General features: G+C 29.6%; 24 protein-coding genes. 10 read left to right on the top strand and 14 right to left on the bottom strand.

All coding sequences use genetic code 11. The features are described from left to right. Positions 1 to 75: 75 nt before the first annotated feature. Positions 76 to 411, bottom strand: a complete 336-nt coding sequence (locus tag BWR22_RS01465; protein ID WP_076731674.1) for a single-stranded DNA-binding protein — start codon at positions 409 to 411, stop codon at positions 76 to 78. 169 nt (positions 412 to 580) lie between these two features. Between BWR22_RS01465 and BWR22_RS01460 the strand changes: the two genes are divergently transcribed. Next, positions 581 to 1,132 (top strand): GNAT family N-acetyltransferase, encoded by a 552-nt coding sequence (locus BWR22_RS01460; protein ID WP_076731673.1) that lies wholly within the window; start codon positions 581 to 583, stop codon positions 1,130 to 1,132. Beyond that, entirely contained in the window at positions 1,113 to 1,460 is a 348-nt protein-coding gene (locus BWR22_RS01455) for a hypothetical protein (protein WP_076731672.1), read from the top strand. Before BWR22_RS01460 ends, BWR22_RS01455 begins: the two co-directional genes overlap by 20 nt. A gap of 22 nt (positions 1,461 to 1,482) precedes the next feature. Here BWR22_RS01455 and BWR22_RS01450 read toward each other — a convergent pair whose 3' ends face one another. The 4 genes from BWR22_RS01450 to BWR22_RS01435 all read right to left on the bottom strand — a co-directional run bounded on the left by BWR22_RS01450 (position 1,483) and on the right by BWR22_RS01435 (position 5,396). After that, the gene (locus tag BWR22_RS01450) at positions 1,483 to 1,959 is read right to left on the bottom strand and encodes a CBS domain-containing protein (protein WP_076734334.1); all 477 of its coding nucleotides are present in this window, start codon (positions 1,957 to 1,959) and stop codon (positions 1,483 to 1,485) included. Between the two features lie 171 nt (positions 1,960 to 2,130). Continuing rightward, on the bottom strand, positions 2,131 to 4,224 hold the full coding sequence (locus BWR22_RS01445) for a M13 family metallopeptidase (protein ID WP_076731671.1): 2,094 nt from the start codon (positions 4,222 to 4,224) through the stop codon (positions 2,131 to 2,133). 120 nt (positions 4,225 to 4,344) lie between these two features. After that, on the bottom strand, positions 4,345 to 4,878 hold the full coding sequence (locus BWR22_RS01440; RefSeq protein ID WP_076731670.1) for a nuclear transport factor 2 family protein: 534 nt from the start codon (positions 4,876 to 4,878) through the stop codon (positions 4,345 to 4,347). Next, positions 4,875 to 5,396: a hypothetical protein gene (locus tag BWR22_RS01435; protein WP_076731669.1), complete on the bottom strand. Its 522-nt coding sequence runs from the start codon at positions 5,394 to 5,396 to the stop codon at positions 4,875 to 4,877. The genes BWR22_RS01440 and BWR22_RS01435 overlap by 4 nt, the downstream gene beginning before the upstream one ends. Before the next feature lie 157 nt (positions 5,397 to 5,553). On the opposite strand from BWR22_RS01435, the gene BWR22_RS01430 reads away from it, so the two are divergent. Then, positions 5,554 to 6,504, top strand: a complete 951-nt coding sequence (locus tag BWR22_RS01430; protein ID WP_076731668.1) for an NAD-dependent epimerase/dehydratase family protein — start codon at positions 5,554 to 5,556, stop codon at positions 6,502 to 6,504. A gap of 21 nt (positions 6,505 to 6,525) precedes the next feature. On the opposite strand, the gene trpS is transcribed toward BWR22_RS01430, so the two are convergent. After that, positions 6,526 to 7,494, bottom strand: a complete 969-nt coding sequence (trpS, locus tag BWR22_RS01425) for a tryptophan--tRNA ligase (protein WP_076731667.1) — start codon at positions 7,492 to 7,494, stop codon at positions 6,526 to 6,528. Positions 7,495 to 7,623: 129 nt separating this feature from the next. Here trpS and BWR22_RS01420 point away from each other — a divergent pair, with 129 nt between their 5' ends. Then, the gene (locus BWR22_RS01420; protein WP_076731666.1) at positions 7,624 to 8,364 is read left to right on the top strand and encodes a lysophospholipid acyltransferase family protein; all 741 of its coding nucleotides are present in this window, start codon (positions 7,624 to 7,626) and stop codon (positions 8,362 to 8,364) included. A 19-nt stretch (positions 8,365 to 8,383) separates the two neighbouring features. Here the strand turns inward: BWR22_RS01420 and BWR22_RS01415 are convergent, their stop codons facing one another. Beyond that, entirely contained in the window at positions 8,384 to 9,172 is a 789-nt protein-coding gene (locus BWR22_RS01415) for a TerB family tellurite resistance protein (RefSeq protein ID WP_198033383.1), read from the bottom strand. Between the two features lie 271 nt (positions 9,173 to 9,443). Here BWR22_RS01415 and BWR22_RS01410 point away from each other — a divergent pair, with 271 nt between their 5' ends. The 4 genes from BWR22_RS01410 (at position 9,444) to BWR22_RS01395 (ending at position 12,358) form a co-directional block, all read left to right on the top strand. Then, positions 9,444 to 9,854, top strand: coding sequence for a BrxA/BrxB family bacilliredoxin (locus BWR22_RS01410; protein ID WP_076731664.1), 411 nt, complete (start codon positions 9,444 to 9,446; stop codon positions 9,852 to 9,854). A gap of 117 nt (positions 9,855 to 9,971) precedes the next feature. Continuing rightward, positions 9,972 to 10,709, top strand: a complete 738-nt coding sequence (locus tag BWR22_RS01405) for a lysophospholipid acyltransferase family protein (RefSeq protein ID WP_076731663.1) — start codon at positions 9,972 to 9,974, stop codon at positions 10,707 to 10,709. Between the two features lie 4 nt (positions 10,710 to 10,713). Then, positions 10,714 to 11,700, top strand: a complete 987-nt coding sequence (locus tag BWR22_RS01400) for an acyl-ACP desaturase (RefSeq protein WP_076731662.1) — start codon at positions 10,714 to 10,716, stop codon at positions 11,698 to 11,700. A 1-nt stretch (position 11,701) separates the two neighbouring features. After that, complete coding sequence (locus BWR22_RS01395; protein ID WP_076731661.1) at positions 11,702 to 12,358, top strand: HD domain-containing protein; 657 nt, start codon at positions 11,702 to 11,704, stop codon at positions 12,356 to 12,358. Between the two features lie 204 nt (positions 12,359 to 12,562). On the opposite strand, the gene BWR22_RS01390 is transcribed toward BWR22_RS01395, so the two are convergent. Next, the gene (locus tag BWR22_RS01390; RefSeq protein ID WP_076731660.1) at positions 12,563 to 13,432 is read right to left on the bottom strand and encodes an AraC family transcriptional regulator; all 870 of its coding nucleotides are present in this window, start codon (positions 13,430 to 13,432) and stop codon (positions 12,563 to 12,565) included. A gap of 209 nt (positions 13,433 to 13,641) precedes the next feature. On the opposite strand from BWR22_RS01390, the gene BWR22_RS01385 reads away from it, so the two are divergent. Further along, complete coding sequence (locus BWR22_RS01385; protein WP_076731659.1) at positions 13,642 to 14,238, top strand: hypothetical protein; 597 nt, start codon at positions 13,642 to 13,644, stop codon at positions 14,236 to 14,238. 72 nt (positions 14,239 to 14,310) lie between these two features. On the opposite strand, the gene BWR22_RS01380 is transcribed toward BWR22_RS01385, so the two are convergent. The 6 genes from BWR22_RS01380 to hemH all read right to left on the bottom strand — a co-directional run bounded on the left by BWR22_RS01380 (position 14,311) and on the right by hemH (position 20,180). Beyond that, positions 14,311 to 15,387, bottom strand: a complete 1,077-nt coding sequence (locus tag BWR22_RS01380; RefSeq protein WP_076731658.1) for a PA0069 family radical SAM protein — start codon at positions 15,385 to 15,387, stop codon at positions 14,311 to 14,313. Between the two features lie 422 nt (positions 15,388 to 15,809). Then, a complete protein-coding gene (locus BWR22_RS01375) occupies positions 15,810 to 16,592 on the bottom strand; it encodes an enoyl-CoA hydratase/isomerase family protein (protein WP_076731657.1) in 783 nt (260 codons plus the stop codon). Positions 16,593 to 16,681: 89 nt separating this feature from the next. Next, positions 16,682 to 18,133, bottom strand: coding sequence for a sensor histidine kinase (locus BWR22_RS01370; RefSeq protein WP_076731656.1), 1,452 nt, complete (start codon positions 18,131 to 18,133; stop codon positions 16,682 to 16,684). Further along, positions 18,130 to 18,513 (bottom strand): hypothetical protein, encoded by a 384-nt coding sequence (locus tag BWR22_RS01365; protein ID WP_076731655.1) that lies wholly within the window; start codon positions 18,511 to 18,513, stop codon positions 18,130 to 18,132. Before BWR22_RS01365 ends, BWR22_RS01370 begins: the two co-directional genes overlap by 4 nt. A gap of 83 nt (positions 18,514 to 18,596) precedes the next feature. Next, positions 18,597 to 19,148 carry a CopD family protein gene (locus BWR22_RS01360; protein ID WP_076731654.1) on the bottom strand — a complete coding sequence of 184 codons (552 nt, stop codon included), beginning with the start codon at positions 19,146 to 19,148 and terminating at the stop codon, positions 18,597 to 18,599. Positions 19,149 to 19,151: 3 nt separating this feature from the next. Continuing rightward, the gene (gene hemH / locus BWR22_RS01355; protein WP_076731653.1) at positions 19,152 to 20,180 is read right to left on the bottom strand and encodes a ferrochelatase; all 1,029 of its coding nucleotides are present in this window, start codon (positions 20,178 to 20,180) and stop codon (positions 19,152 to 19,154) included. A 173-nt stretch (positions 20,181 to 20,353) separates the two neighbouring features. On the opposite strand from hemH, the gene BWR22_RS01350 reads away from it, so the two are divergent. Continuing rightward, positions 20,354 to 23,833: a TraB/GumN family protein gene (locus tag BWR22_RS01350; RefSeq protein WP_076731652.1), complete on the top strand. Its 3,480-nt coding sequence runs from the start codon at positions 20,354 to 20,356 to the stop codon at positions 23,831 to 23,833. Positions 23,834 to 23,845: the final 12 nt, after the last annotated feature.

Below are 23,845 nucleotides of genomic sequence, written 5' to 3'. Positions count from 1 at the left end.
CAAAAGTTTAACCAACTAATACAACCAACAAAAAAAAGCCGCAACTAAGTTGCGGCTTTTTTATTTTTAAAAATTTTATTTCCCTCCTAACATTAATAATTCATTACAAACAACTTCTGTTGTATAACGCTTTATACCATCTTTATCTTCCCATGCACGAGTTGTTAGTTTTCCATCTATAGCAACCTCTTTCCCTTTTACCACATATTTCTCAATAACATCTGCTGTTTTTCCCCAAGCAACTACTTGATGCCATTGGGTATCAATAATTTTTTCACCTTGCGAGTTTTTGTAACTTTCGTTTGTTGCTAAAGTAAATTTTGCAAGTTTTTTACCGGATTCTAAATTAACAATTTCTGGATCTTTACCTAAATTACCAATTAACTGTACTCTGTTTCTTAACGTATTCATAAGATAAGTTTATTTTAATATTGAATGTCATTAGTTCGATTCAACACTGCAAAGATGCGATGCAGAGAAAGAATTAAACGGTATTTACACATTTAATGTCGGATGTAAACATTTGTAGTCGTTTGTAAACGAATAAATTGTATCTTACAAATCAACTATTTATAAATAAATGATTGTTAATATAGAAACCAAAAGGCTTATACTTAGAGATATAAGAACTGAAGATTTAAATGGTATGTTTGAATTAGATTCTAATCCAAATGTTCATAAATATTTAGGTAATAATCCTGTTAAAACTAAATCTGAATCTTTAAAATATATTGAAAAAATTCAAAAACAATATAAACAGTTTGGTATTGGTAGATTTGCTGTTATTGAAAAAAAATCTAAACAATTTATTGGTTGGTCTGGTATAAAATTTAATACAGGACCAAAAGAAGCTTTAGGAAGCAAAACAGATTTTTACGATATTGGATACCGCTTTATTGAGCACTATTGGAATAAAGGTTACGCAACAGAAACTGCTATTGTAGCTCTTGATTACGGTTTTAAAGAATTAAAATTAAAAACTATTGTAGGTGCTGCAGAAATTGGGAATATAGCATCAAATAGAATTCTTGAAAAAATAGGTTTAAAATATAAAGAGCAATTTCCATTTGAAAATGAGATGATTAATTGGTACGAATTAAACACAGAAGACTATGCAAAAAAAATGTCCTGAATGTGGTGATAAAATTGTTGGGAGAATAGATAAAAAATTCTGCAGCGATGGATGTAGAAATGCACACAACAATAAAGTAAATAAAGATGGAAAAAATCTTATACGTAATATAAATAACCGACTACGTAAAAATTGGCGAATTTTAGAAAGTTTAAATCCAGAACAGAAAACAAAAACTACTAAAACGAAATTAGAAGCTAAAGGATTCGATTTTAATTATTTTACAAGCATTTACACAACAAAAGCAGGCAAAGTGTATTACTTTGTATACGACCAAGGTTATTTGCCTATAGAAGGCGAATTTTATGCTATAGTAAAGAGAAATTAAACTTATTTAATACAAACAAATATTAAGGCTTCCAATTTTGTTGTTTTAATTGCATAGCAGCTTTTAAAATATCTTTTTGGCTTATTTGCCCAACTAATTTTCCGTTTTCAACAATAGGAAAACGTCTTCTTTTTGAGGTTAAAAAAACTTGTGCAGCATCAAAAACATTTAGATTACCATCTATAGTTTCAACATTAGTTATCATATGTTTTTCAATAGAATTATTATCCATTGGCATGTTATGATACCTACTATCACTAATTTGTTTGATACAATCACCTTCTGAAATAATTCCAATTAATTCATTATTATCATTTACAACTGGACCTCCAGAAATTTTATATTTAATTAATGCATCTACAACTTCTTCTACTGTTTGTGTAGCTTTAAAAGTTATTAAATCGCGTGTCATAAAATCACTCACTTTAAAATTTTCTTTTAAAATACTATTATTTTGCTGAGTCACTTTTCGTGCTCCTTGAAAGCTTTTAATTCCCATAATTTTAAGTTTTTTTGACATTAACAAACAACTTAAATCTACTCATTTTTAGACATTTAACCTAATTATTTAATAAATTTTAGTATTTAAAGTTATGCATAAATAGATGTTAAAATAAAAAAGACCTCGTAAAAAACGAGGTCTTTTTAAATTATTTATTACAAAATTTTACTACCAAATTCTCACACGCTTCTCTGGCGCTATATACATTTTATCACCTTCTTTAATATTAAAAGCTTCGTAAAATGCATCTACGTTTAAAAGTGGTTGTACAGCTCTATTCATTCCAGGAGAATGTGGATCTGTTTTAATTTTAGTTTTTAAAGCATCGTCTCTCATTTTAGTTCTCCAAACTGTTGCCCAACTCATAAAGAAACGTTGCTCTGGTGTAAAACCATCAATGTTTTCTGGTCTTCCAGATTCTTCATAACTTAACTGTAAAGCATCATAAGCAGCTAAAACACCTCCTAAATCACCTATGTTTTCACCTAGAGTAAATTTACCGTTTATGTTAACTTCTGGTAACACTTCAATAGCATCGTATTGTGCTGCTAAATCTGCTCCTAAGCCTTCAAATTTTGTTAAGTCCTCTTTAGTCCACCAATCGTTTAAGTTTCCATCTTTATCGTAACGTGATCCAGAATCGTCAAAACTATGAGAAATTTCATGACCTATTACTGCTCCAATACCACCATAATTTACCGCGTCGTCTGCTGTATAATTATAGAAAGGTGGTTGTAATATTGCTGCAGGAAATACAATTTCGTTATATGATGGGTTAAAGTAAGCATTTACTACTTGAGGCGCCATATACCACTCGGTCTTATCTACTGGTTTTCCTAGTTTATCGATATCTTTTTTAAAGTTCCAAGCTCTAGCATTTAAAGAGTTTTGAAGATATGAGCCTCCTTCTTCGGTACTTTTTATCTCTAAAGCAGAGTAGTCTTTCCACTTGTCTGGATAAGCAATTTTAATTTGAGTTGCTTTTAGTTTTTCTATAGCCTTTTCTTTAGTTTCTGGGCTCATCCACTCTAAATTATTGATTCTGTTTTCGAATGCTAAAATTACATTCTGAATCATTTTTTCTGCTTTTGCTTTTGCTTCTGGCGGAAATTTTCTTTCTACATATAGTTTTCCTAATGCTTCTCCTAAAGTCCCATTTAAGCTTCCTAATGCACGCTCATCTAAAGCGCGTTGTTTTTTAGCTCCATTTAAAGTTTTACCATAAAATTCCCAGTTTGCGTTATCTAGTTCTGTAGATAAGCGTCCTGCTGCATTATTAAATGTTCTCCATCTTAAATAAGCTTTCCAATCGTTAACATTACCTTCTGCAAGAATTTCTTGTAAACGATTATAATATCCTAAATCCCCAACAATTACTGTGTCTAAGTTTTTTGCTCCAATACCATCAAAGAAATTTCTCCAATTTACAGCTGGCACCATTTTTTGTAATTCTTCAATTGATCTTGGATTGTAACGTTTACGAGCATCACGTCTATCTACTTTATCCATTTTAGCTTCTGCTATACGTGTTTCGAAGGCTAAAATTTTATTGGCTTGCTCTTTTGCTTCTTCTTCTGTATCTCCTAAATACTGTAACATTCTAGAAACATGTTCTAAATATTTTGCTCTTTTTTCTTTAGAATCTTCATCGTCTTTTACATAGTAATCTCTGTCTGGCAAACCTGTGCTACCTCCTCCAACATAGGCAACATTTCTATTACTATCTTTTGGATCACTTCCTACACCAAAACCGTAAAGTCCGCCACCACCTTTAGGCTCCATCTCTATCATGTAAGCTTGTAAGTCTTCGATTGTTTTTATAGCTTCAATTTTAGCTAAATAAGGCTCTAAAGGTTTTATACCTTGCTCATCTCTACCCACAGTATCCATTATTGTTTGAAAATAATGAACTGCTTTTTCTTGGTCTGATCCTGGAAGAACTTTAATAGTTTCCATTTCTTCATTGGTGTTCATAGCTGCTTTTAATATAGCTAAAGCATCTGCATCGGTATTTTTTCTAAGTTCAGAAAAACTTCCCCAAGTAGAACGATCGTCTGGAATTTCGTTTGTTTCCAACCACTTTCCGTTTACATATCTAAAGAAATCGTCGTTTGGCTTAACAGATTTATCCATAAAATCTAGGTTAATACCTGGTGTTTCTTCAAGTTTTACCATTTCTTTTTTAGGTTCTTCTTTACAAGCAACAACAGTTGCAATAGCAAAAGCACCTAATAATGATAATTTAGTGATTTTAGTTTTCATTTGTTTTAGTCTTTAGTTGATATTTAGCGTGTAATTTACACAGATATTTAGTAATTTTTATTTGATTTAACATAAAAAGAAGTTTTAACTAAAATATTGTAGACATTAATAAGTATATACTTACTTAAGTTTTAGCTTTTTAATATAAAGACTATCAAAACTAGATTTTAATTTTACAACCTCTGTTATATTTTCATTGGGAATGGCAATAGATAAAACGTAATGGGCCACTTTCCACTGGTTGTTTTCAAGTTTTAAAATACCAGATCCTCTACATAATTTCATTTGAGTGTCTAACAACTCATCAAACCAAGCTATTTTATGGTTGTCGTAAACATAAATATTTCTATCTACAGCAGTAAAACTCCAAGCTTTACCTTTATCGAAATATGGTTTTGAAAAAGATTTAAAGGCATCGTTTTGCCAATTTTCTGTAGCATCTGTACCAATAAAAACTCCATCTTCTGTCATTAAATTAAAGTAGTTATCGAAATTTGCTTCTGCTGCTGCTTTATGCCAATTATCTAATGTTGTATTAATATTTGTTTCTATTTCTTTAATTGAGATAGTTTGATCTTTATCTGTATTTACTTTTACTTCTGTTTTACAAGATACTAAAATTAATCCTGCTAAAAATGGTATAATTATTCTCATAACGAATCTGGTTTTATAATGTTTTGTGCTTCTTTTTCAAACTTTTTATTTATTTGAAGTGTAACGTATGAAAAGGATTGAAACAACTCTTTTACACCTATTAACTTTTCTTTTTTACTAGAAGTATTTAGGTTTATTATTTCTCTAAATTTTAAAAGTTTTGTTCTTAAAATTAAAATTCTTGCATTAATTGATTCACTATTAATAGCTTCTGGAATAGTAGTTTCTAAATCATTTAATATTGTTATAAAAACCTGGTCGTCTGTTCTAAAAAACTTAAAATCACCTTGCTTTACTTCTTCTATAGCTCTATATACTATATTATAAGCTTCCCAAGAATCTAAAGTTACTCTTGCTTTATTGTCTATACCGTATTCAATAAAATTTATTTTAGAAATATCTTCTTTAGTTATTTTTGTTGAGTCGTTTACCTCTACACTAGTTTCTATTGAAGAATTTGACTTATTATTACAAGATGAAAGTATTATTAAAAAGGCTAATATAATTATGTGTTTCATTTTAAATTTATATTGTTTATTACAAATATATTGTATTCAAGCTTTTAAGTTCTTAGTTATATCATAAAAATAAAGTCTCTTTATTAATATTTTAGTTTTAACTAAATGTTGAATAAAATCTTATTATTTTTGGGACACATTTTACACCTTAATAGTTATGTCATCTAAAATTTTAATTATTGGAGCTTGTGGCCAAATAGGCTCTGAACTAACATATAAACTTAGAGAAATCCACGGAGACGACAATGTAATTGCTAGCGATATTAGCTATAACAACCTTGGCATTGTTAATTCTGGAATTTTTGAAATTATAGATGCTATGGATTATAAATCCATTCTTGTTTGTGTAGAGAAGCATAAAATTGATACTATTTATTTAATGGCTGCTATGTTAAGTGCAACTGGAGAAAAATACCCAATGAAAGCATGGGATTTAAATATGACTTCTCTATTTCATGTTCTTGATCTTGCAAAAGCTAAATTTATTAAAAAAGTATTTTGGCCTTCTAGTATTGCTGTTTTTGGACCTTCTACTCCTAAGGAAAATACACCACAATATACAACCATGGAACCAACAACTGTTTATGGTATTACTAAACAAGTTGGAGAACGTTGGTGTGAGTATTATAACGAAAAATACGATGTAGATGTAAGAAGTATTCGTTATCCTGGCATTATTAGCTGGAAAACTTTACCTGGTGGTGGTACTACAGATTATGCTGTTGAAATTTACCATAAAGCACTAGAAGAAAGCAAATACGAATGTTTTTTATCTGAAAAAACTGCGTTACCAATGTTATTTATGGACGATGCTATTAAAGCAACGGTAGATATTATGGAGGCTAAACCTGAAGCTATTAAAATAAGATCGTCTTATAATTTATCTGGAATTAGTTTTACACCAGAAGAAATTGCGCTATCAATACAAAAGCATATTCCAGATTTTAAAATGAGTTACAATCCAGATTTTAGACAAAAAATTGCAGACTCATGGCCAAAAAGTATTGACGATACTCAAGCTCGTGAGCAATGGAACTGGAAACATAGCTTTGACCTAGAAGCTATTACTAAAGAAATGTTGACGCAACTAAAAGCTACTAAAAAATAGCTTTTAATTACGCATAAATTATTAATACCCAACTTTAGCTCTAACACGCTTTAAAACAGCATCCGCTACAACTCGTGCTTTTTCTGCGCCTTTGGCTAATGCATCTTCTATTTTGTCTAAATTACTCATGTAATAATTGTAACGTTCTCTTTGTGTTTCGAACGTTTTTAATATTAATTCAAACAAAGCTTGTTTAGCATGACCATAACCGTAATTACCATTTTCGTAATTAGCTTTCATTGTTGCTATTTCTGCTTCAGAAGCCATTAAACTATAAATTGCAAAACAATTACATGTAGACCAATCTTTAGGGTCTTCTAATGCTGTACTATCGGTTTCAATACTCATTATTTGTTTACGCAGTTTCTTTTCTGGTAAAAAAATGTTTATTGTATTTCCTTTACTCTTACTCATTTTAGCACCATCTGTTCCTGGAATAATCTTACCATCTTCCTTTAATTCACTTTTAGGAATAACAAAAGTTTCTCCCATTTTTGCGTGAAAACGTGAAGCTACATCACGAGTCATTTCTATATGTTGTAATTGGTCTTTACCAACAGGAATAATTTCGGCATCATACAATAAAATATCTGCTGCCATAAGCATTGGGTATGTAAATAAACCAGAGTTTACATCCTCTAACCTATCTGCTTTATCCTTAAAACTATGTGCTAATGTTAAACGTTGGTACGGAAAAAAACAACTTAAATACCAAGACAATTCTGTTGTTTGCGGTATATCACTTTGTCTATAAAAAACTGTTTTTTCTATATCTAAACCTAAAGCTAACCATGTTGCTGCTGTAGAATACATGTTATTTCTAAGTGTTTCACCATCTTTTATTTGAGTTAAAGAATGCATATCTGCAATAAATAAAAACGATTCGTTTGCTGTATCGTTTGCTAAATCCATTGCCGGCATTAAGGCTCCTAAAATGTTTCCTAAATGTGGTGTTCCTGTACATTGTATTCCTGTAAGTATTCTTGCCATGGTACTTTCTGCTAAATCTTAAATTTTTAATGCGAATTATTTAAAATTCGACGTAATTCTATTCTGAAAAAACAAAGGTATTTTTTTTCGTTTAAAATAGCTCAAAACAATTATGTATTTTTGGTGGCTATGATTGTATTTAAATACATTTTTTGGTTTTTATATCGTATTTGGTTTTACATATTGGTTGCATTACCAATTATAATTATGTTTCCATTACTTATTCTTTCTATTCTAAAAGAATCTTGGTATCCATTCTTTTTTAAGTTGGCTCGTATTTGGGCTCGCTTTATATTAATAGGTATGGGTTTTAAAACTAAAACTATTAAAGAGCAATATCCTGAAAAAGACAAGAGTTATATGTTTATAGCTAACCATACCTCTATGGCAGATATTATGCTAATGCTGGTTACTGTAAAAAATCCATTTGTATTTGTTGGTAAAGCAGAATTAGCAAAAATTCCTTTATTTGGCTTTTTTTACAAGCGTACTTGTATTTTAGTAGATAGAAATAGCCCTAAAAGTAGACAAGCCGTTTTTTTAAGAGCACAAAAACGCTTAAAGCAAGGTTTAAGTGTTTGTATTTTTCCTGAAGGTTTAGTGCCAGAAGAACATATTCTTTTAACAGATTTTAAAGATGGTGCTTTCCGTTTAGCCATTAACCACCAAATACCTATTGTACCTATTACTTTTGGAGATAATAAAGAACGTTTTTCTTATACTTTTTTTAGCGGAAGTCCAGGAAAAATGAGAGTGAAAATTCACAAATTTATAAAGACTGAAGGCTTAACTAAAGAAGATGCTAAGAACATAAACGAACAGTCTAGAACTGTTATTTACAATCAGTTATTGGCTTTTGGAAGTAAGTAGGTTAACTGCTAACTAAGTTTTAAAATCCACGCTCTTTTTGCAGCTGTTCGTAAGCTTTTTGTACTTGTTTAAATTTGTCTTCGGCTCCTTTTTTATGTTCCTCTCCTAAGTGCTCTACTTTATCTGGATGGTATTTTTTAGCCATTTTTCTATAGGCTTTTTTTATCTCGTCGTTAGTAGCAGATTTTGTGATTTCTAGAATTTTATAAGCATTATTACTGCTATTATAAAACATTGCTTTTATACTATTATAATCTCCTGAACTAATCCCTAAATAACCTGCAATAGTATAAATTTGGCGCTCTTCATCTTCGGTTACCATACCATCTGCTTTAGCAATATTAAATAAGAAATGCATAAGTTGTAAGCGAGAGGCATGATCCATCATTTGTTGTATTTGCATACAAACTTGACGTAGTGGTATGGTTTGCTGACTTACTTTTTTAAATAATGAAAACGCTTTATTAGCCCTATCCTTACCATACATACTAACAAACTGAGAACGTACATAATCCAACTCACGTTGATCTTGTTTACCATCTGCCTTTATAACTACGGTTGCCAAAATTAGTAAGCTTACCTCAAAATCTCCAGAAGTAGTTTGTGCTCTTCTTTGTTGCTGCGTTCTATAATTTGGGCGTCTTTGTCTACCTCTTGTTTGCTGGGTATCACTATCTCCTAATAAAAAACCTCCATTTCCAGAAGCAAAGGCATCACCAATACTGCCTAATGCTAATCCAATTATTGCTCCTATTGGTCCTCCAAAAGACCAACCTAATGTGGCGCCAATCCATTTTAATCCACTCATTATTTTACCATTGTATTTTAAGATTGTAAATATAATACTTTGTTAGTTGTCAATACTCTTGTTTTGTTACGACTATTATTTGGTATGTATATTAAGAATTTTCACGTTTAAATAGCATAATCTAACTTTTTTAAGTTTTTGCTAAAAAGAGAATAGTAATAGTCTGAACTTATGGCACCATAAAAGATATAAAGCAATGCCATATTAATTATTGCATGGTTTTTGATTAACTTTGCATAAGTAGATATAATAATATTAAAAAATAGAAGATATGTATCCAGCAGAAATGGTAAAACCTATGAGCGAAGATTTAACAAACGCAGGTTTTGAAGCATTACACACAGCAGAGTCTGTTGACGAAGCTATAAAAAGAGAAGGAACTACTTTAGTGGTGGTAAACTCGGTTTGTGGTTGTGCAGCAGCAAATGCACGTCCAGGTGCAAAAATGAGTTTAAATAACGATAAAAAACCTACCAATATTGTTACTGTATTTGCAGGTGTAGATAAAGAAGCAGTAAACCAAGCAAGAACACATATGGTACCTTTTCCTCCAAGTTCGCCAAGTATGGCTTTATTTAAAAATGGAGAATTGGTACATATGCTAGAACGTCATCACATTGAAGGTAGACCTGCAGAATTAATTGCAGAAAATTTAATGGATGCTTATAACGAACATTGTTAGAAAACATTAAGTTTTTATAACAGCTTATTAATAGTATTTAGTACTAAGTATTATTTAAAAACCACGTTTTTTAAACGTGGTTTTTTTATTTTTGAAAGATAGATTTATTACTACATCATGAGAAAAATTCTAGCATACCCTTTAACATGTATTTATTTCCTATTTTTTGGGCTAACTCTACTAGTTTTTCACCCAATACAATGGTTTTGCTTTAATGTTTTTGGTTACACTGCACATAAAAAAAGTGTAGATATTTTACAGTTTTTTTTAATGCGTTGTATTAACCTCTTAGGTTCTACGCATCAATTTATTAATCCTTATAAGCTAGATAATTCTCAACCTGTAATAATAGTTTCCAACCATCAAAGTATGGCAGACATTCCACCATTAATGTGGTATTTTAGAAAGCATCATGTAAAGTTTGTAAGTAAGAAAGAGTTAGGCAAAGGTCTACCTAGTGTTTCTTATAATTTACGACATGGAGGTTCTGCCTTAATAGACCGTAAAAATCCTAGACAAGCCATTGCAGCTATTAGAAAATTTGCAGATTACATAGAAACTACAAACCGTGCAGCAGTTATTTTTCCTGAAGGCACTAGAAGTCGTGACGGCAAACCTAAAGCTTTTCACACAAAAGGTTTAGCAACATTAATAAAATATGTACCAAGTGCTATTATAGTTCCTGTTACTATTAACAACTCGTGGAAAAACTTACGTTATGGTAAATTTCCAATGGGAATTGGAAATCATTTAACCTTTACAGCGCATAAACCTGTTAAACCTAGTGATTTTGAAACTCAAGAGTTATTACTCAATCATATTGAAAATACAATTAAGAACAGTGTAATACTATAAAGTTATGTCAATAAAAAATGTAAGATTAGAAGTGATGAATTTTCTGGAAAAAGACATAGAATCACTTATAGAAAAATATTTAATTCCTGTTGAAACCATATGGCAACCATCGGACTTTTTACCAAACTCTGAAGGCCCAAATTTCTTTGAAGAAGTAAAAGAAATAAGAGAACTCTCTAAGGAATTGTCTTATGATTTTTGGGTAGTTTTAGTTGGAGATATGATTACCGAAGAAGCGTTACCAACCTACGAATCTTGGCTAATGGATGTTGAAGGTGTAAATCAAGTAGGTAGAAATGGATGGGCAAAATGGGTAAGACATTGGACGGCCGAAGAAAACCGTCATGGAGATGTTTTAAACAAATACCTATACCTTTCTGGACGTGTAAACATGAAAGAAATAGAGCAAACTACACAGCATCTTATTGCAGATGGATTTGATATTGGCACAGCTCAAGATCCTTATAAAAACTTTGTTTATACTAGTTTTCAAGAATTAGCAACATACGTATCTCACAATCGTGTTGCAAAATTAGCAAAGCAAAAAGGCAATAAACAATTAGCTAAAATGTGTAAAATTATTTCTGGAGACGAAATGAGACATCACCATGCTTATAGTGAATTTGTAGAGCGTATTTTTGCTGTAGATCCAAGCCAAATGATGTTAGCATTTCAATACATGATGAAACAAAAAATTACTATGCCTGCTCATTTTTTAAGAGAATCTGGAGGAAAAATTAGTACTATTTTTGAAGAATTCTCTAATACAGCACAACGTATTGGTGTTTATACATCTATGGATTATATAGAAATTCTACAAAAATTAATTAAACGTTGGGAAATTGATAAAATCACAGGCCTTACAGATGAAGCCGAAAAAGCTCGTGACTATTTAATGAAACTACCTTCTAGAATGATACGCTTAGCAGAACGTATGAAAATTCCAGAAAACTCTTATCAATTTAAATGGGTTGAACCAGCAAAACTATAATATGTTTAATCAAGATATAATTGAAGCTACCAAGGCGTTTGTAAAAAAAGAATTTGTTGGCGCCGAAGGTGGACACGATTGGTTTCATACTTTAAGAGTTTACAACAATAGTTTGCTTATTGCAAAAACAGAAAATGCCAACGCTTTAGTAATTGCATTAGGCGCACTACTTCATGATATTGCAGACAGCAAGTTTCATAATGGAGACGATACTGTTGGGTCTAAAAAAGCAAGAGAGTTTCTTTTTAAACTAAATGTAGATTCTGCAATAATAGAACACGTTGTTGCTATTATTGAAAACATCTCTTTTAGTTCTAATATTGGCAAAAAAAACACTTTCAACTCTATAGAATTACAAGTGGTACAAGATGCAGATCGCCTAGACGCAATTGGAGCAATTGGTATTGCACGTACTTTTAATTATGGTGGTTTTAAAAATAGAGCGCTTTATAATCCAGATATTAAGCCAAATCTTAATATGACTAAAGCAGAATATAAAGCATCAACGGCGCCAACTATTAATCATTTTCATGAGAAACTATTACTTTTAAAAGACACTATGAACACCAAAACAGCCAAAAAAATTGCCAAACAACGCCATAATTATATGGTAGGTTTTTTAGACCAGTTTTACGGAGAGTGTAATGGAGAGCGTTAATAAATTAAATAAAAGTGAAGACTACCAAACCAAGATTAATTTTATACGTGGTTTTAATTATAGCCGTTTTTACCAACTTTATGTTTAATGGCTTTTCACAAAATTTTATAGACTATAAAAGCTTATGCTTTGCATTGTTGCTTTTAGGAATTGTTTTATTAAGTACATTCCGTATAAAAAAAGAATAATTGAAACCTAATAAGACTATTGTATAATCTGCTTCATTTCACCTCTATATTTAGATGCATTTTTTCCAGTAATTTCTTTAAACAACTTATTAAAGTGAGAAAAGTTATTAAAACCACATTCAAAACATACATCTGTAATACTCATTTGTGTTTCTACTAATAGTTTTGTGGCATGTACAACTCTATATTCGTTTACCAATTTTGTAAATGTTTTACCTGTTGCCTTTTTAAAATAACGACAAAAAGCTGGCACCGTCATACTCACTTGTTCAGCAATAGTATCTAAACTAATATGTTCTTTAAAATTACTATATACGTATTTATAAACAATATCTATTTTTGCATTGTCTTGTAAGTGGGTTTCAAAAGCGTAGCCGTCTGCATTTAATAATGTATAATCTTCTGCTTCTGCTAAAATATTAAGGATATCCAACAACTTTATAACACGTTTAAATCCTTCATATTTAGGAAGTTTTGTTATTTTATCGCCTACCTTTTTCTTTGTTTCTGGTTGAAAAAGCACTCCTTTTTTTGCGCGTTCTAATAATAAAGAAATACTTGCCATTTGTGGAAGGCTAAAAAAATCTTTACCTAAAAATTCTGGATGAAACTGTATTAAGGTTTCTTTACCTTTAGCCGTTAGCCTATTTTCAAATCCGTTATGTGGTAAATATGAACCTATTAATAAAAGTTGACTATTATTAAAGTAAGACATATGATTACCAATATGTCTTCTACCTTTACCTTTATTTACATAAACTAGTTCTATTTCTGGATGAAAATGCCAAAAAGCCTGGTCTCTTTTTCTCTTTTTTAATTTATTTACTGCTAAAATAGAGTTTCCAAATCCAGGAGAAATTTTTTCTAAAATGGGTTTGTTATTCAAATGAATGTATGTTTTAAAATTAATGTAAAATTAATACTTCTGTTTTTAAAAATATATACAAAATTACCTTTTATTTATCTTATTTTAACCTTAACACTCATTTAAGACTTTAAAAGTGTTAATATAACATATATATTAGCAAAAATAGACGTTTTCTAAACTACCCATTACACATACCTTTGTAGTGTTAATTATAAATAAATAACATTATGAAAAAAGCAATTAAAAAAAGTTTATTATTTGTTGCTGTATTGGTAACAATGGTGAATTACGCAAGTAACGTATCTCCATTAAATGAAGATGACAACGTTAAAAAAACAGTTTTAACATTAAACAATGTAAAAGAAGGTCAACAATTATTAATTAAAGATAATAATCAAGTTATACTTTATAAAGAAGCAATTTCAAAATCTGGAGAATATAAAAAAGGATTCGATTTAACAGCTTTACCTAATGGAGATTATTACTTTGAACTTAATAAAGATATTGTAATAGAGGTTATTCCTTTTAAAGTTAAAAACAACCTAGTTACTTTTAATAAAGAAGATAAAACGCAAATTTTTAAGCCTTTTGTAACTTTAAAAAACAATACTCTATTTGTATCTTCTCTTTCTTTAAACGCTTCTCCTATTGAGTTTGTTATATATTACAAAAACGGTTCAACAACCGAGCTAATTCACGAAGAGAATATTAAAGATAAAGTAAATATCCAAAAAGCATACACATTAGATGCTACAAAAAAAGGAGACTATGTATTTGTTACTAAAACACAAAACAGAGTCTTTACAAACAATATTAACCTTTAGGCTCTAAGATAAGAGAGAGTTTAAGACCATTTAGTTAGTTAGTAAAAAGTGAGCTTTAAAAAGCTCACTTTTTTATTTAAATAAACTTAGTTGCCCATCTTTAAATTCCTTGTATAATGTAGTATTGAGATGAGGCATAGCTTTATTTTTAAAATACTTTAATTTGGCAAGTTTTACTAAGTCGTTAATTTGTTTAGCAATATTTCCTTCACCATGCATACGTGTACCATAACGACTGTTATTTAAACTACCTCCATGACAGTTTTCAATTTGATGTAAAACTTTTTCTGCTCTATCTGGAAGTGTTTTTCTTATCCAATCTGTAAAAATTTCTCCTATAGCTCCATTTAATCTTACAATTGTGTGTGCTATGTTTAATGCTCCAACTTCGGAAACAGCTTTTGCCAAAGGTAAAATTTCATGACTATTAATAGATGGAATAATAGGTGCTAGCATAACATTTACAGGAATACCATTTTCACTTAATATTTTAACTGTTTCCAACCTTTTTTTAGAAGTTGCGGTTCTTGGTTCTAAAATACGCCTTGTTTTTTCGCATAAAGAAGTAATAGAAATATTAACCGAAATTAAATTGTCTTTTGCCAATGCTTTTAAAATATCTAGATCTCGAAGTATTAATGCGTTTTTTGTAATAATAGCTACAGGATGCTTATACTTTAAAAATACTTCTAAACATTGCCTTGTTATTTTATAGTCTTTTTCTGCTGGTTGATAACAATCTGTGTTACCAGACATAACAATTGTTTGCGCCTTCCAAGATTTCTTTTTAAGCAATGCTTCTAAAAGTTTAGAGGCATCTTTTTTTACTAGAATACGACGTTCGAAATCTAAACCAGCACTGTATCCCCAAAACTCATGACTATTTCGGGCATAGCAATAAATGCATCCGTGTTCGCAACCTTGATACATATTCATAGAATATGCCATACCAACATCGGGACTTTTAACTTTATTAACTATTGTTTTGGGAAAAACAGGAAGATAAAGTGTTTTATTTTTATCTGGTTCTTCACCTTCTTTATGGCAAAATTCTAAAAAATCGTCACGCTGCTCATGGCTTAATTCAAAAAAACGATTGTGTACATTGAGTTGTGCACCTCGTCCTTTTATAATAGACTTGGAGTTCATAATGCTAAAAATTAAAGGTGATTACTATTATTGTAGTTACCTAAAATTAGCTATTTTTTTAAAGCAAAATTGTTAAAGTAACTGTGTATTATTAACAACTTCTACAACTACACTAAATTAACATAATTATACAAAATATTAACCTTTATGTTGTTTTAAATATCGCATTGTGTTAATATACTATATAAATAAGCAAATATATAATCTAATAAATCTTACTATGTTATATAAATTTGCACTTTAAATTTAAATATAAAATGAAAAAAGCAATCAAGAAAAACATAGTATCTGTAATAAGCTCTTTTAACTATTATAGTTAAATATATAATTACAGAATTTAGTATACACGCTAACAAAAGAAAGCTTCAATTAAATTGAAGCTTTCTTTGTTTTAATAAAACTCAATTCAAGAGTTTTAAATATTATTTCCCAGGAAATTCTGCCTTACGTTTTTCTAAGAACGCTGTAGTTCCTTCTTTAAAATCTTCGGTTCCAAAACAATTTCCAAATTGTTCTATTTCTGTTTTATAACCATTTATACCATCTACATAATTAGCATTTACAGCAGTTATAGCTTTACTAATGGCTACAGAAGAATTTCTCATAATTTTACTTGCTATTTTTTCGGCTAGAGGTATTAATTCTTCTTGAGATACAACATGGTTTACTAAACCATAATCCTTAGCTGTATTAGCATCAATCATACCTGCTGTCATTATCATTTCCATAGCACGACCCTTACCAATTAATTGTGGCAAACGTTGTGTTCCTCCATAACCAGGTATTACACCTAAAGAAACTTCTGGTAAACCCATTTTTGCATTATCACTTGCTATTCTAAAATGTGCTGCCATTGCCAATTCTAATCCACCTCCAAGTGCAAAACCATTTACAGCTGCAATAACCGGTGTGCTTAAATTTTGTACAAAATCGAATAACAACTCTTGACCTTTTGCCGCTAATTTTCCTCCATTTTCTACGTTAAAATTTGCAAATTCACTTATATCTGCTCCAGCTACAAAAGCCTTTTCTCCAACTCCCGTAATTATTATCACTTTTACAGAAGCATCGTTATTTGCAGTTTTAAACGCATCATGAAGTTCTTCAATTGTCGCCTTATTTAGTGCGTTTAATTTTGAAGGTCTATTAATTGTAATTGTAGTAATAGCGTTTTGAGATGTTGATATAATGTTTTCGTAATTCATAATAAATATGTTTATTTCTTTTAATTACTCAGCTTTATAACTGATACTTAATATTTTGTGAGTTTTAAAACTCTTATTTAACTAAAGGTTTATTTTTTAGGAAAAATTACGGTAAATGTTGTGCCTTGATCCTTAATAGATACAAAAGTAATAGTTCCATTATAAGTTTCCACAATATTTTTAACCATTCCTAAACCTAATCCCATTCCACTAGACTTTGTGGTAAATTTAGGTTCGAAAATTTTTAATTTATTTTCTTCGGAAACGCCAATTCCATTATCTGATACTGTTATTTTTATATTTTCATTATCATCGGAAACGTTAACAATTATTTGAGGCTGCCTATCTTCAGGAATTGCTTGAATACCATTTTTAATTAGGTTTGTAACCACTCTTATTAATTGGGTTCTATCAAACTTAGCTATAATTTCTTTTTTATCAGATTGAAATGTAATGTAGTTTTCATTGAAAATATCGAGTGTTAAATCTACTATTTCAACAACATTAAGTGTTTCGTTTTTTTGTGCCGGCATTTTTGCAAAATTAGAAAAAGCGCCTGCAATAGAACTCATTGTGTCTATTTGCTGAATTAAAGTTTTAGAGTATTCATCTACTTTTTGATGAATATTTTCATCGTTTGGATCGAATTTTCGTTGAAAGCTTTGTACTGTTAATCGCATTGGTGTTAATGGATTTTTTATCTCGTGCGCCACTTGCTTTGCCATTTCCCTCCATGCTTGCTCTCGCTCGCTAGTTGCTAATTGCACAGCACTTTCTTCTAACTCATCAATCATATTATTATAAGAGTTTACTAGTGCAGAAATTTCTTCGCTATTATCTGTTACATCTATTTTAGAGTTTCGTTTTTCTAGCTTTGTAGCTCTCATTTTTTCACTTATAGTTTTAAGTGATTTTGTTATATATTTTGATAAGAAAAACGCCAATGAGATAGCAGCCAACATTACTAAAATAAAAGTGTAGGCTAAACGTCTTAAAAATTCGTTTAGCTCTTTAGCAAGAAAATCGTCTTTTTCTAAATAAGGTAAGTTTAAAATTGCTAAAGGTTTAAATTTAGCGTCTGTTATATAGTTATAAGAAGATCTGTATGTAGCATCTTCGTCTTCTCTTTTTACTACTACACGATGCTCTGCTGTATTTAACAACCTATTTAATACTTCTGCATTAATACATTTAGTTGTTTGTTCTGGTTTTAAATCACTTTTAGAAGATATTAATAAAGAACCTTCTAAATCGTAAAGATTAATTTGAATATTATGTACCTCGGCAACCTCGTATATTTTAGATTTAAATATTACAGGTACTTTTTCCGTTATAACTTCAAAAGAGGTTTGTTTTATTACATAGTCTAAGCTTGTTATAATAGCTTTTTCTTTTCTAATTAAACGTTCTCTGTGATAGTCTTGAGTTTCTTCGTTATATTGATATATTACAACTACTGCTATTAAAATAGAAGATAACAATACCAGCAAAATCATTGCTATAAAAATTCTAGTTCGTAAAGACAGTTTTTTTAATTTCATATGTTTTTTCTGTTTCTACGTTTAGCCTTTTTAGCTTGTTTGGCTTGATATTTCAGGTATTTATGGTGTGCTTTTATTGTTTTTTCATCTAAATAGCCGTTTGCATCTAGATTGTAACCCAGGTTTATAAGTTGTTTTTGGTACGAAATAAATTTTTCTTGTTCTTTACCCGTTTTCTTTACAGTAAAAACATTAGTTCCTGGTAATTTATTTTTTTCAGATTTGTTACATTCTACTTCTTTCCATTCCACAGGCTTATCATAATAGAAACAACGCTCATAACATTTTCCTTGCTTAAAATTTGAAGGCAAGCTTATATTTTGAGCATTTATACCACTAAATGTAAAAGATATTACTGCTAGAAAGAATGAAAACCTCATAAAATTAAATTTCAATAAATATAACAATAATCAAACCAAAGTTGTTGTATATAAATTTGAAAAGCAATACTATTTTTTGTTTACTAGGCTTCAGGATTTTTTTTTCGAATAGACTTATATAATTTAAAACCTAGCATTAACAAAATGCCTAAAATAAAAATACCTATTACTCCAAAAATCCAATTAAAAGCACTTTTTAAAAGCACCAAAAAAATTACTGCAAATAAAATAAATGTGGCTCCTTCATTCCACAAACGCATAAAATTAGATGTTTTTTTTACTATACCTTTTTGTAATTGCTTAAAAAAAACATGTGTTTGTAAATGGTATATAATTAGTAAAACTACAAAACCTAGTTTTACTTGCATCCAATCTTGATATATTAAATATGGATTTAAATAAAATAAAGTTAGCCCAAAACAAAAAGCTAAAATAGCTGATGGCCATGTAATAATAGTCCATAATCGCTTTGCCATTAATGCTAATTGCTTACCTAAAATTTCCTTTTCTGGAGATGGTTTATGGGAAGCTTCTATTTGATAAACAAATAATCTTGGAATATAAAACAATCCAGCAAACCATGTTATTATAAAAATAAGATGTAGCGCTTTTATGTAATTATAGTAATCTTCCATTAATTATGCTTCAACACCATTTTTAGACCAATTATTTATTTTATTTGCTAAAAAGGTTACCCAATCTTTATTAGTATTTAAGCATGGAATTGTTGTAAATTCTTTACCACCCATTTCATGAAAAATTTCTTCGCCTTCCATAGCAATTTCCTCTAAAGTTTCTAAACAATCACTTACAAATGCTGGTGTTGCAATCGCCATTGTTTTTATTCCTTTTTTTCCTAAACGCTCAATAGTTCTGTCTGTGTATGGTTGTAACCATGGATCGAATCCTAAACGCGATTGAAATGATGTTGAATATGTATCTGGTTTTAGTTCTAAATATTCTGCCACCAAACGTGTTACTTCTAAACATTGATGACGATAACAAAACTCGTGAGCTTTACTTGGTGTTGCACAACAAGACCCATCTATTTTACAGTGCGATTGTGTTACATCACTCTTTTTAATATGGCGTTCTGGAACACCGTGGTAAGAAAACAATAAATACTCATAATCTTTACCTTTTAACTCGTTTTTTATGCTGTTTGCTAAAATAGAAATATAGTCTGGATTGTTATAAAATGGTGGTAAAGAGTCTATTTTTAAATTTGGAAAAAATTCTTCGCGTAATTCTTCGGCTAAAACCAAAATAGTCTCTGTTGTTGCCATAGCAAATTGAGGATATAAGGGAATTAAAAATACCTCGTCACAACCTTTATCTACTAATTCTTGTAATCCTTTTTTAATGGTCATACTTCCATAACGCATTGCTAAAGCTACTGGCAAACTAGTTTCTTCTTGAACTTTGTCTTTTAATCTTTCAGACAATACAATTAATGGAGAACCTTCGTCCCACCAAATTTTCTTGTAAGCCGCCGCAGATGCTTTTGGTCTTGTATTTAAAATAATTCCTTTTACTAATGCTGTTCTAGCTACTAATGGAATATCTATTACACGTTCGTCCATTAAAAATTCGCCAAGATATTTTTTTACATCTTTAGGTTCTGGACTATCTGGTGATCCTAAATTTACAAGTAATGCTCCTTTCATATAATTTTTTAAGAAAAAAGAAATCTTTTTTATTGTTTATGCAAAAATACAACACAATAATATATTAAACCATATATTAAATCGTTGCTTATGTTATAAACACGTTAAAATCCTATAATTTATCGTTAGTTACTACGAATTAAATATATTTATATTCGCTTAATATTAAATACATGCAAAAAACGCTAAAAACACTTTTCCTATTTATAGGTTTTGTATGCTTCTCTCAAACACAAGAACAAAGTTTACTTTGGGAAATATCGGGTAATGGTTTACAAAAACCATCTTATATATACGGCACCATGCATGTTAGCAAAAAAGTAGCATTTAGATTAGACGATGTTTTTTTTGAAGCATTAGCAAAAAGCGATGCTATTGCTCTTGAGAGCGATCCTTCTACTTGGTTAGACTACAGTTATGATTCTGCTATTTTAGCTCCTCAAAATATAAACACCAACTATAAAGAAGGTTTTTACTCCTCTAAATTTAGTTTAAAGCAACCAAACGAACTATTAATAAGAAGTGCGATTCGTCAAGATAACCGTATGTTAAATGGTTATTTGTACCGAAAAAACTCGAATACAGATAATTTTGAAGAAGAAACCTACCTCGATATGTTTATTTATCAAGCAGGTAAAAAGAAAAATAAGCCAATTATAAGTCTTGAAGACTTAGATGAAGCAGAGTTTTTAACCAGCAAGGCACGCACAAATGCTTACAAGAAAAAAATAGATCCATGGCTAACCGAAATTTATAAAAAAGAGCCTCCTTATTTATTACAAGAAAACACTTATCGCGAACGTAATTTAGCACTTTTAGACTCTATTGGAGAGGCTTCAAACACACAGTATTTTAGAGAAAATATGCTTTACACTCGAAACGACAATATGGTTAAAGTTTTAGATAGTGTTATGCAAGAAAAATCAATTTTTGCCGGTGTTGGCGCTGCACATTTACCTGGAGAACGCGGGATGTTAAAATTGCTACAAGATAGAGGTTATATCGTAAAAGCATTACTTAGCACACAAACTAAAAACGGACAAATAAAAAAACAAAAATTAGAAAATTTAATAGTTCCTCCTGTTTTAAAAGAATATGCTACCGCAGATGGTTTTATAACCATGAAAAGTTTTAGTGATTTAAAAGAATATTTTTACAACGGTCAAAAATTTTCAATTTCTCCAGACATGACTAATGGTGCTTTTTTAACTGTTAGCAGGTTTAATATATTTGATTATTTACCAGTCGAAGAGAAAATTACTTTAGAGCGATTAGAAAATTTTTTATTTGAAGACATTCCTGGTGATATAGTTTCAAAAGAAAAAATAACAACTCCTTTTCCTGGTTTAAGTATTTTAAATAAAACCAAGAAAAACGACTATCAAAAATATCATATCTATAAAACACCTTTAGAAATTATTGTTATAAAATTTGGAGGACCTAAAAACTATGTTTTAGATTATGAAAAAGAACTTTTTGAATCTATAAAATTTAAAAAACCTTCTAATAAATTAGAAAATTTTAAATCTCCTTTTGGTAAATACGAAGTGCGTTTGCCTAAATTTAACACACAAGACAACCTTAATAATGCTGGAGATAAGCTAATTCAAGCCAATATGGGTGACGATTTTTATTTTATAAAAGAAGCTGTAAATCAAGATACCTATTACATTGAAGAAGACGCTTTTGAAGCTAAATACATAACAGAAAATTTTTTTAAAGATTTAAAAATCAAAAACAACATATTTGGCGAGTTTAATAATGAAACCTACAAAAGCTACGAAGCTATTGGTGCTTTTGATTCGGTTTCAAACAGAAAAATTCATCTTAAAACTATTGTAAAAGATGGTAGTTATTATCTTTTAGGTTATTCAGGAAATGAAAAAGCAAAAGCAGATGCTTTTTTTAAATCTTTTAAGTTTAAAAACACAAACTATAATGGTTTTAAAACTATTACAGATACTTCGCTGTATTTTACTGTATTAACAAATACAAAACCAGTAATTCCTAGATATAATCGTTATAAAAATAATAACAAAAAGGATTACGAAGAAAACACAAAACAAGCTACTTACTACTCTAAAGCTAACGAACAAATATCGGTAATTAGAACTAAGTTTCACGATCTTGAAATGTATAACAACATTGATAGTTTATGGCAAGAAATAGAAGATTCTAGACTACCTAAATTTAAAAATGAGGATAATAAAGTACTTCAAATAAATAACAAAAAGAAAACACAAAAAAACAACACATATACTTATAGTTATACCTTAACCGATTCTCTAAGTGCAAAAGCAATACGCGTAAAACACATTGTAAAAAAAGGCGTATTATTTACTATTAAATCTTTAAACGATTCAATAGATAAACCATCTGCTTTTATTACCAATTTTTACAAGACGTTTAAACCCATAGATACTATTATGGGAGAAACTATTTTTAAAGATAAAACCCAACGTTTTTTTAATGCACTAAAAGAAGATGATAGCTTAGTGATAGATACTTATCACTTATTAAAATTCAATAAATCTCATACAAATACTATTATTGAATTAGTTAAAAATTTCGATTTTCCAGAGAATAAAGAAGACATAAAAATTAATTTTATAAGTGAATTAATAGAGTTAGACGCTGCAAAATCTTTACCTTTTTTAAAGACGCTTTATGTTAACTCATATTCTAATCCAAAAATTCAATCAACCATTTTAAAAGCGCTTTTAAACAAAAAAAATAAAAAATATTATAAAGAAGTACTAAACTTAATGCAAAAGGATCTACCATTAGAAAAATACGCAGTACAGTCACTTTTTTATACGTATAAAGACTCTCTAGAACTTAAAAAAGAATTATTTCCAGAACTTTTAGAATACACAAGTATTCAAGAATACAAAGAACCTATTTATAATATTTTAGCCAAATTAAAAGATAGCAGTTTAATAAAAACTAAAGATTATAAAAAGTACAAAAAAACTATTATTAATGATGGTAAAATGGAAATAAAACGCAGTTTAAGCGAAAAATCCGGCTACCAATCTAGAAAAAGTGCATTATATAGTTATGTTAAATTAATTTTCCCTTTTAGAAAAGAATCTGCCGCAGAAAGCTTTTTCCAAAAACTACTAGACAGTGAAAATGCAGAAGCCTTAACAACATACTACGCATTATTAGAAAAAGCAAAAGAGCCTATTCCTGCAAAACTTAAAAACAAAACTTTAGACGAGTATAAAAATCAAGCCTTGTTAGTCGATAAGTTGTATGCGCTAAGCTTAAAAAAACCTTATTTAACTAAAGAAATTTCGCAGCTTAAATATGCAAAATCTTACCTATTTAGCAATGTAAATATTGAAACCGGAATAGACTTTATTTCTTTTGTAACACAAAAAGGTTTTGAAACAGATAAAGGAAAAAAAGGAACAATTTATTTCTTTAAGCTCGACTCTAAAAGTGAATATGGAGACTCTAAAAAAATGTATTACGTTGCTTTTTTAGAAACAAAAAAAGAAAACGAACTAGCCACAGAAGTTTATTTTCAATCTAATTACAATGGAACTTATATTAGTGAAAATGAAAAAGAAGAAGAAGTTATTGAAAACGTTCTAAAATTAGTAAAATATAAAAATAGAAAAAGAATTAATTCAATTTATAATTAGTTTAAAACACTC

The sequence above is a fragment of the Lacinutrix venerupis genome (genome assembly GCF_001971745.1).
GTDB lineage: Bacteria > Bacteroidota > Bacteroidia > Flavobacteriales > Flavobacteriaceae > Lacinutrix > Lacinutrix venerupis.
The sequence above is the reverse complement of the archived record's forward strand: the minus strand, read 5'-3'. Positions and strand labels throughout refer to the sequence as shown.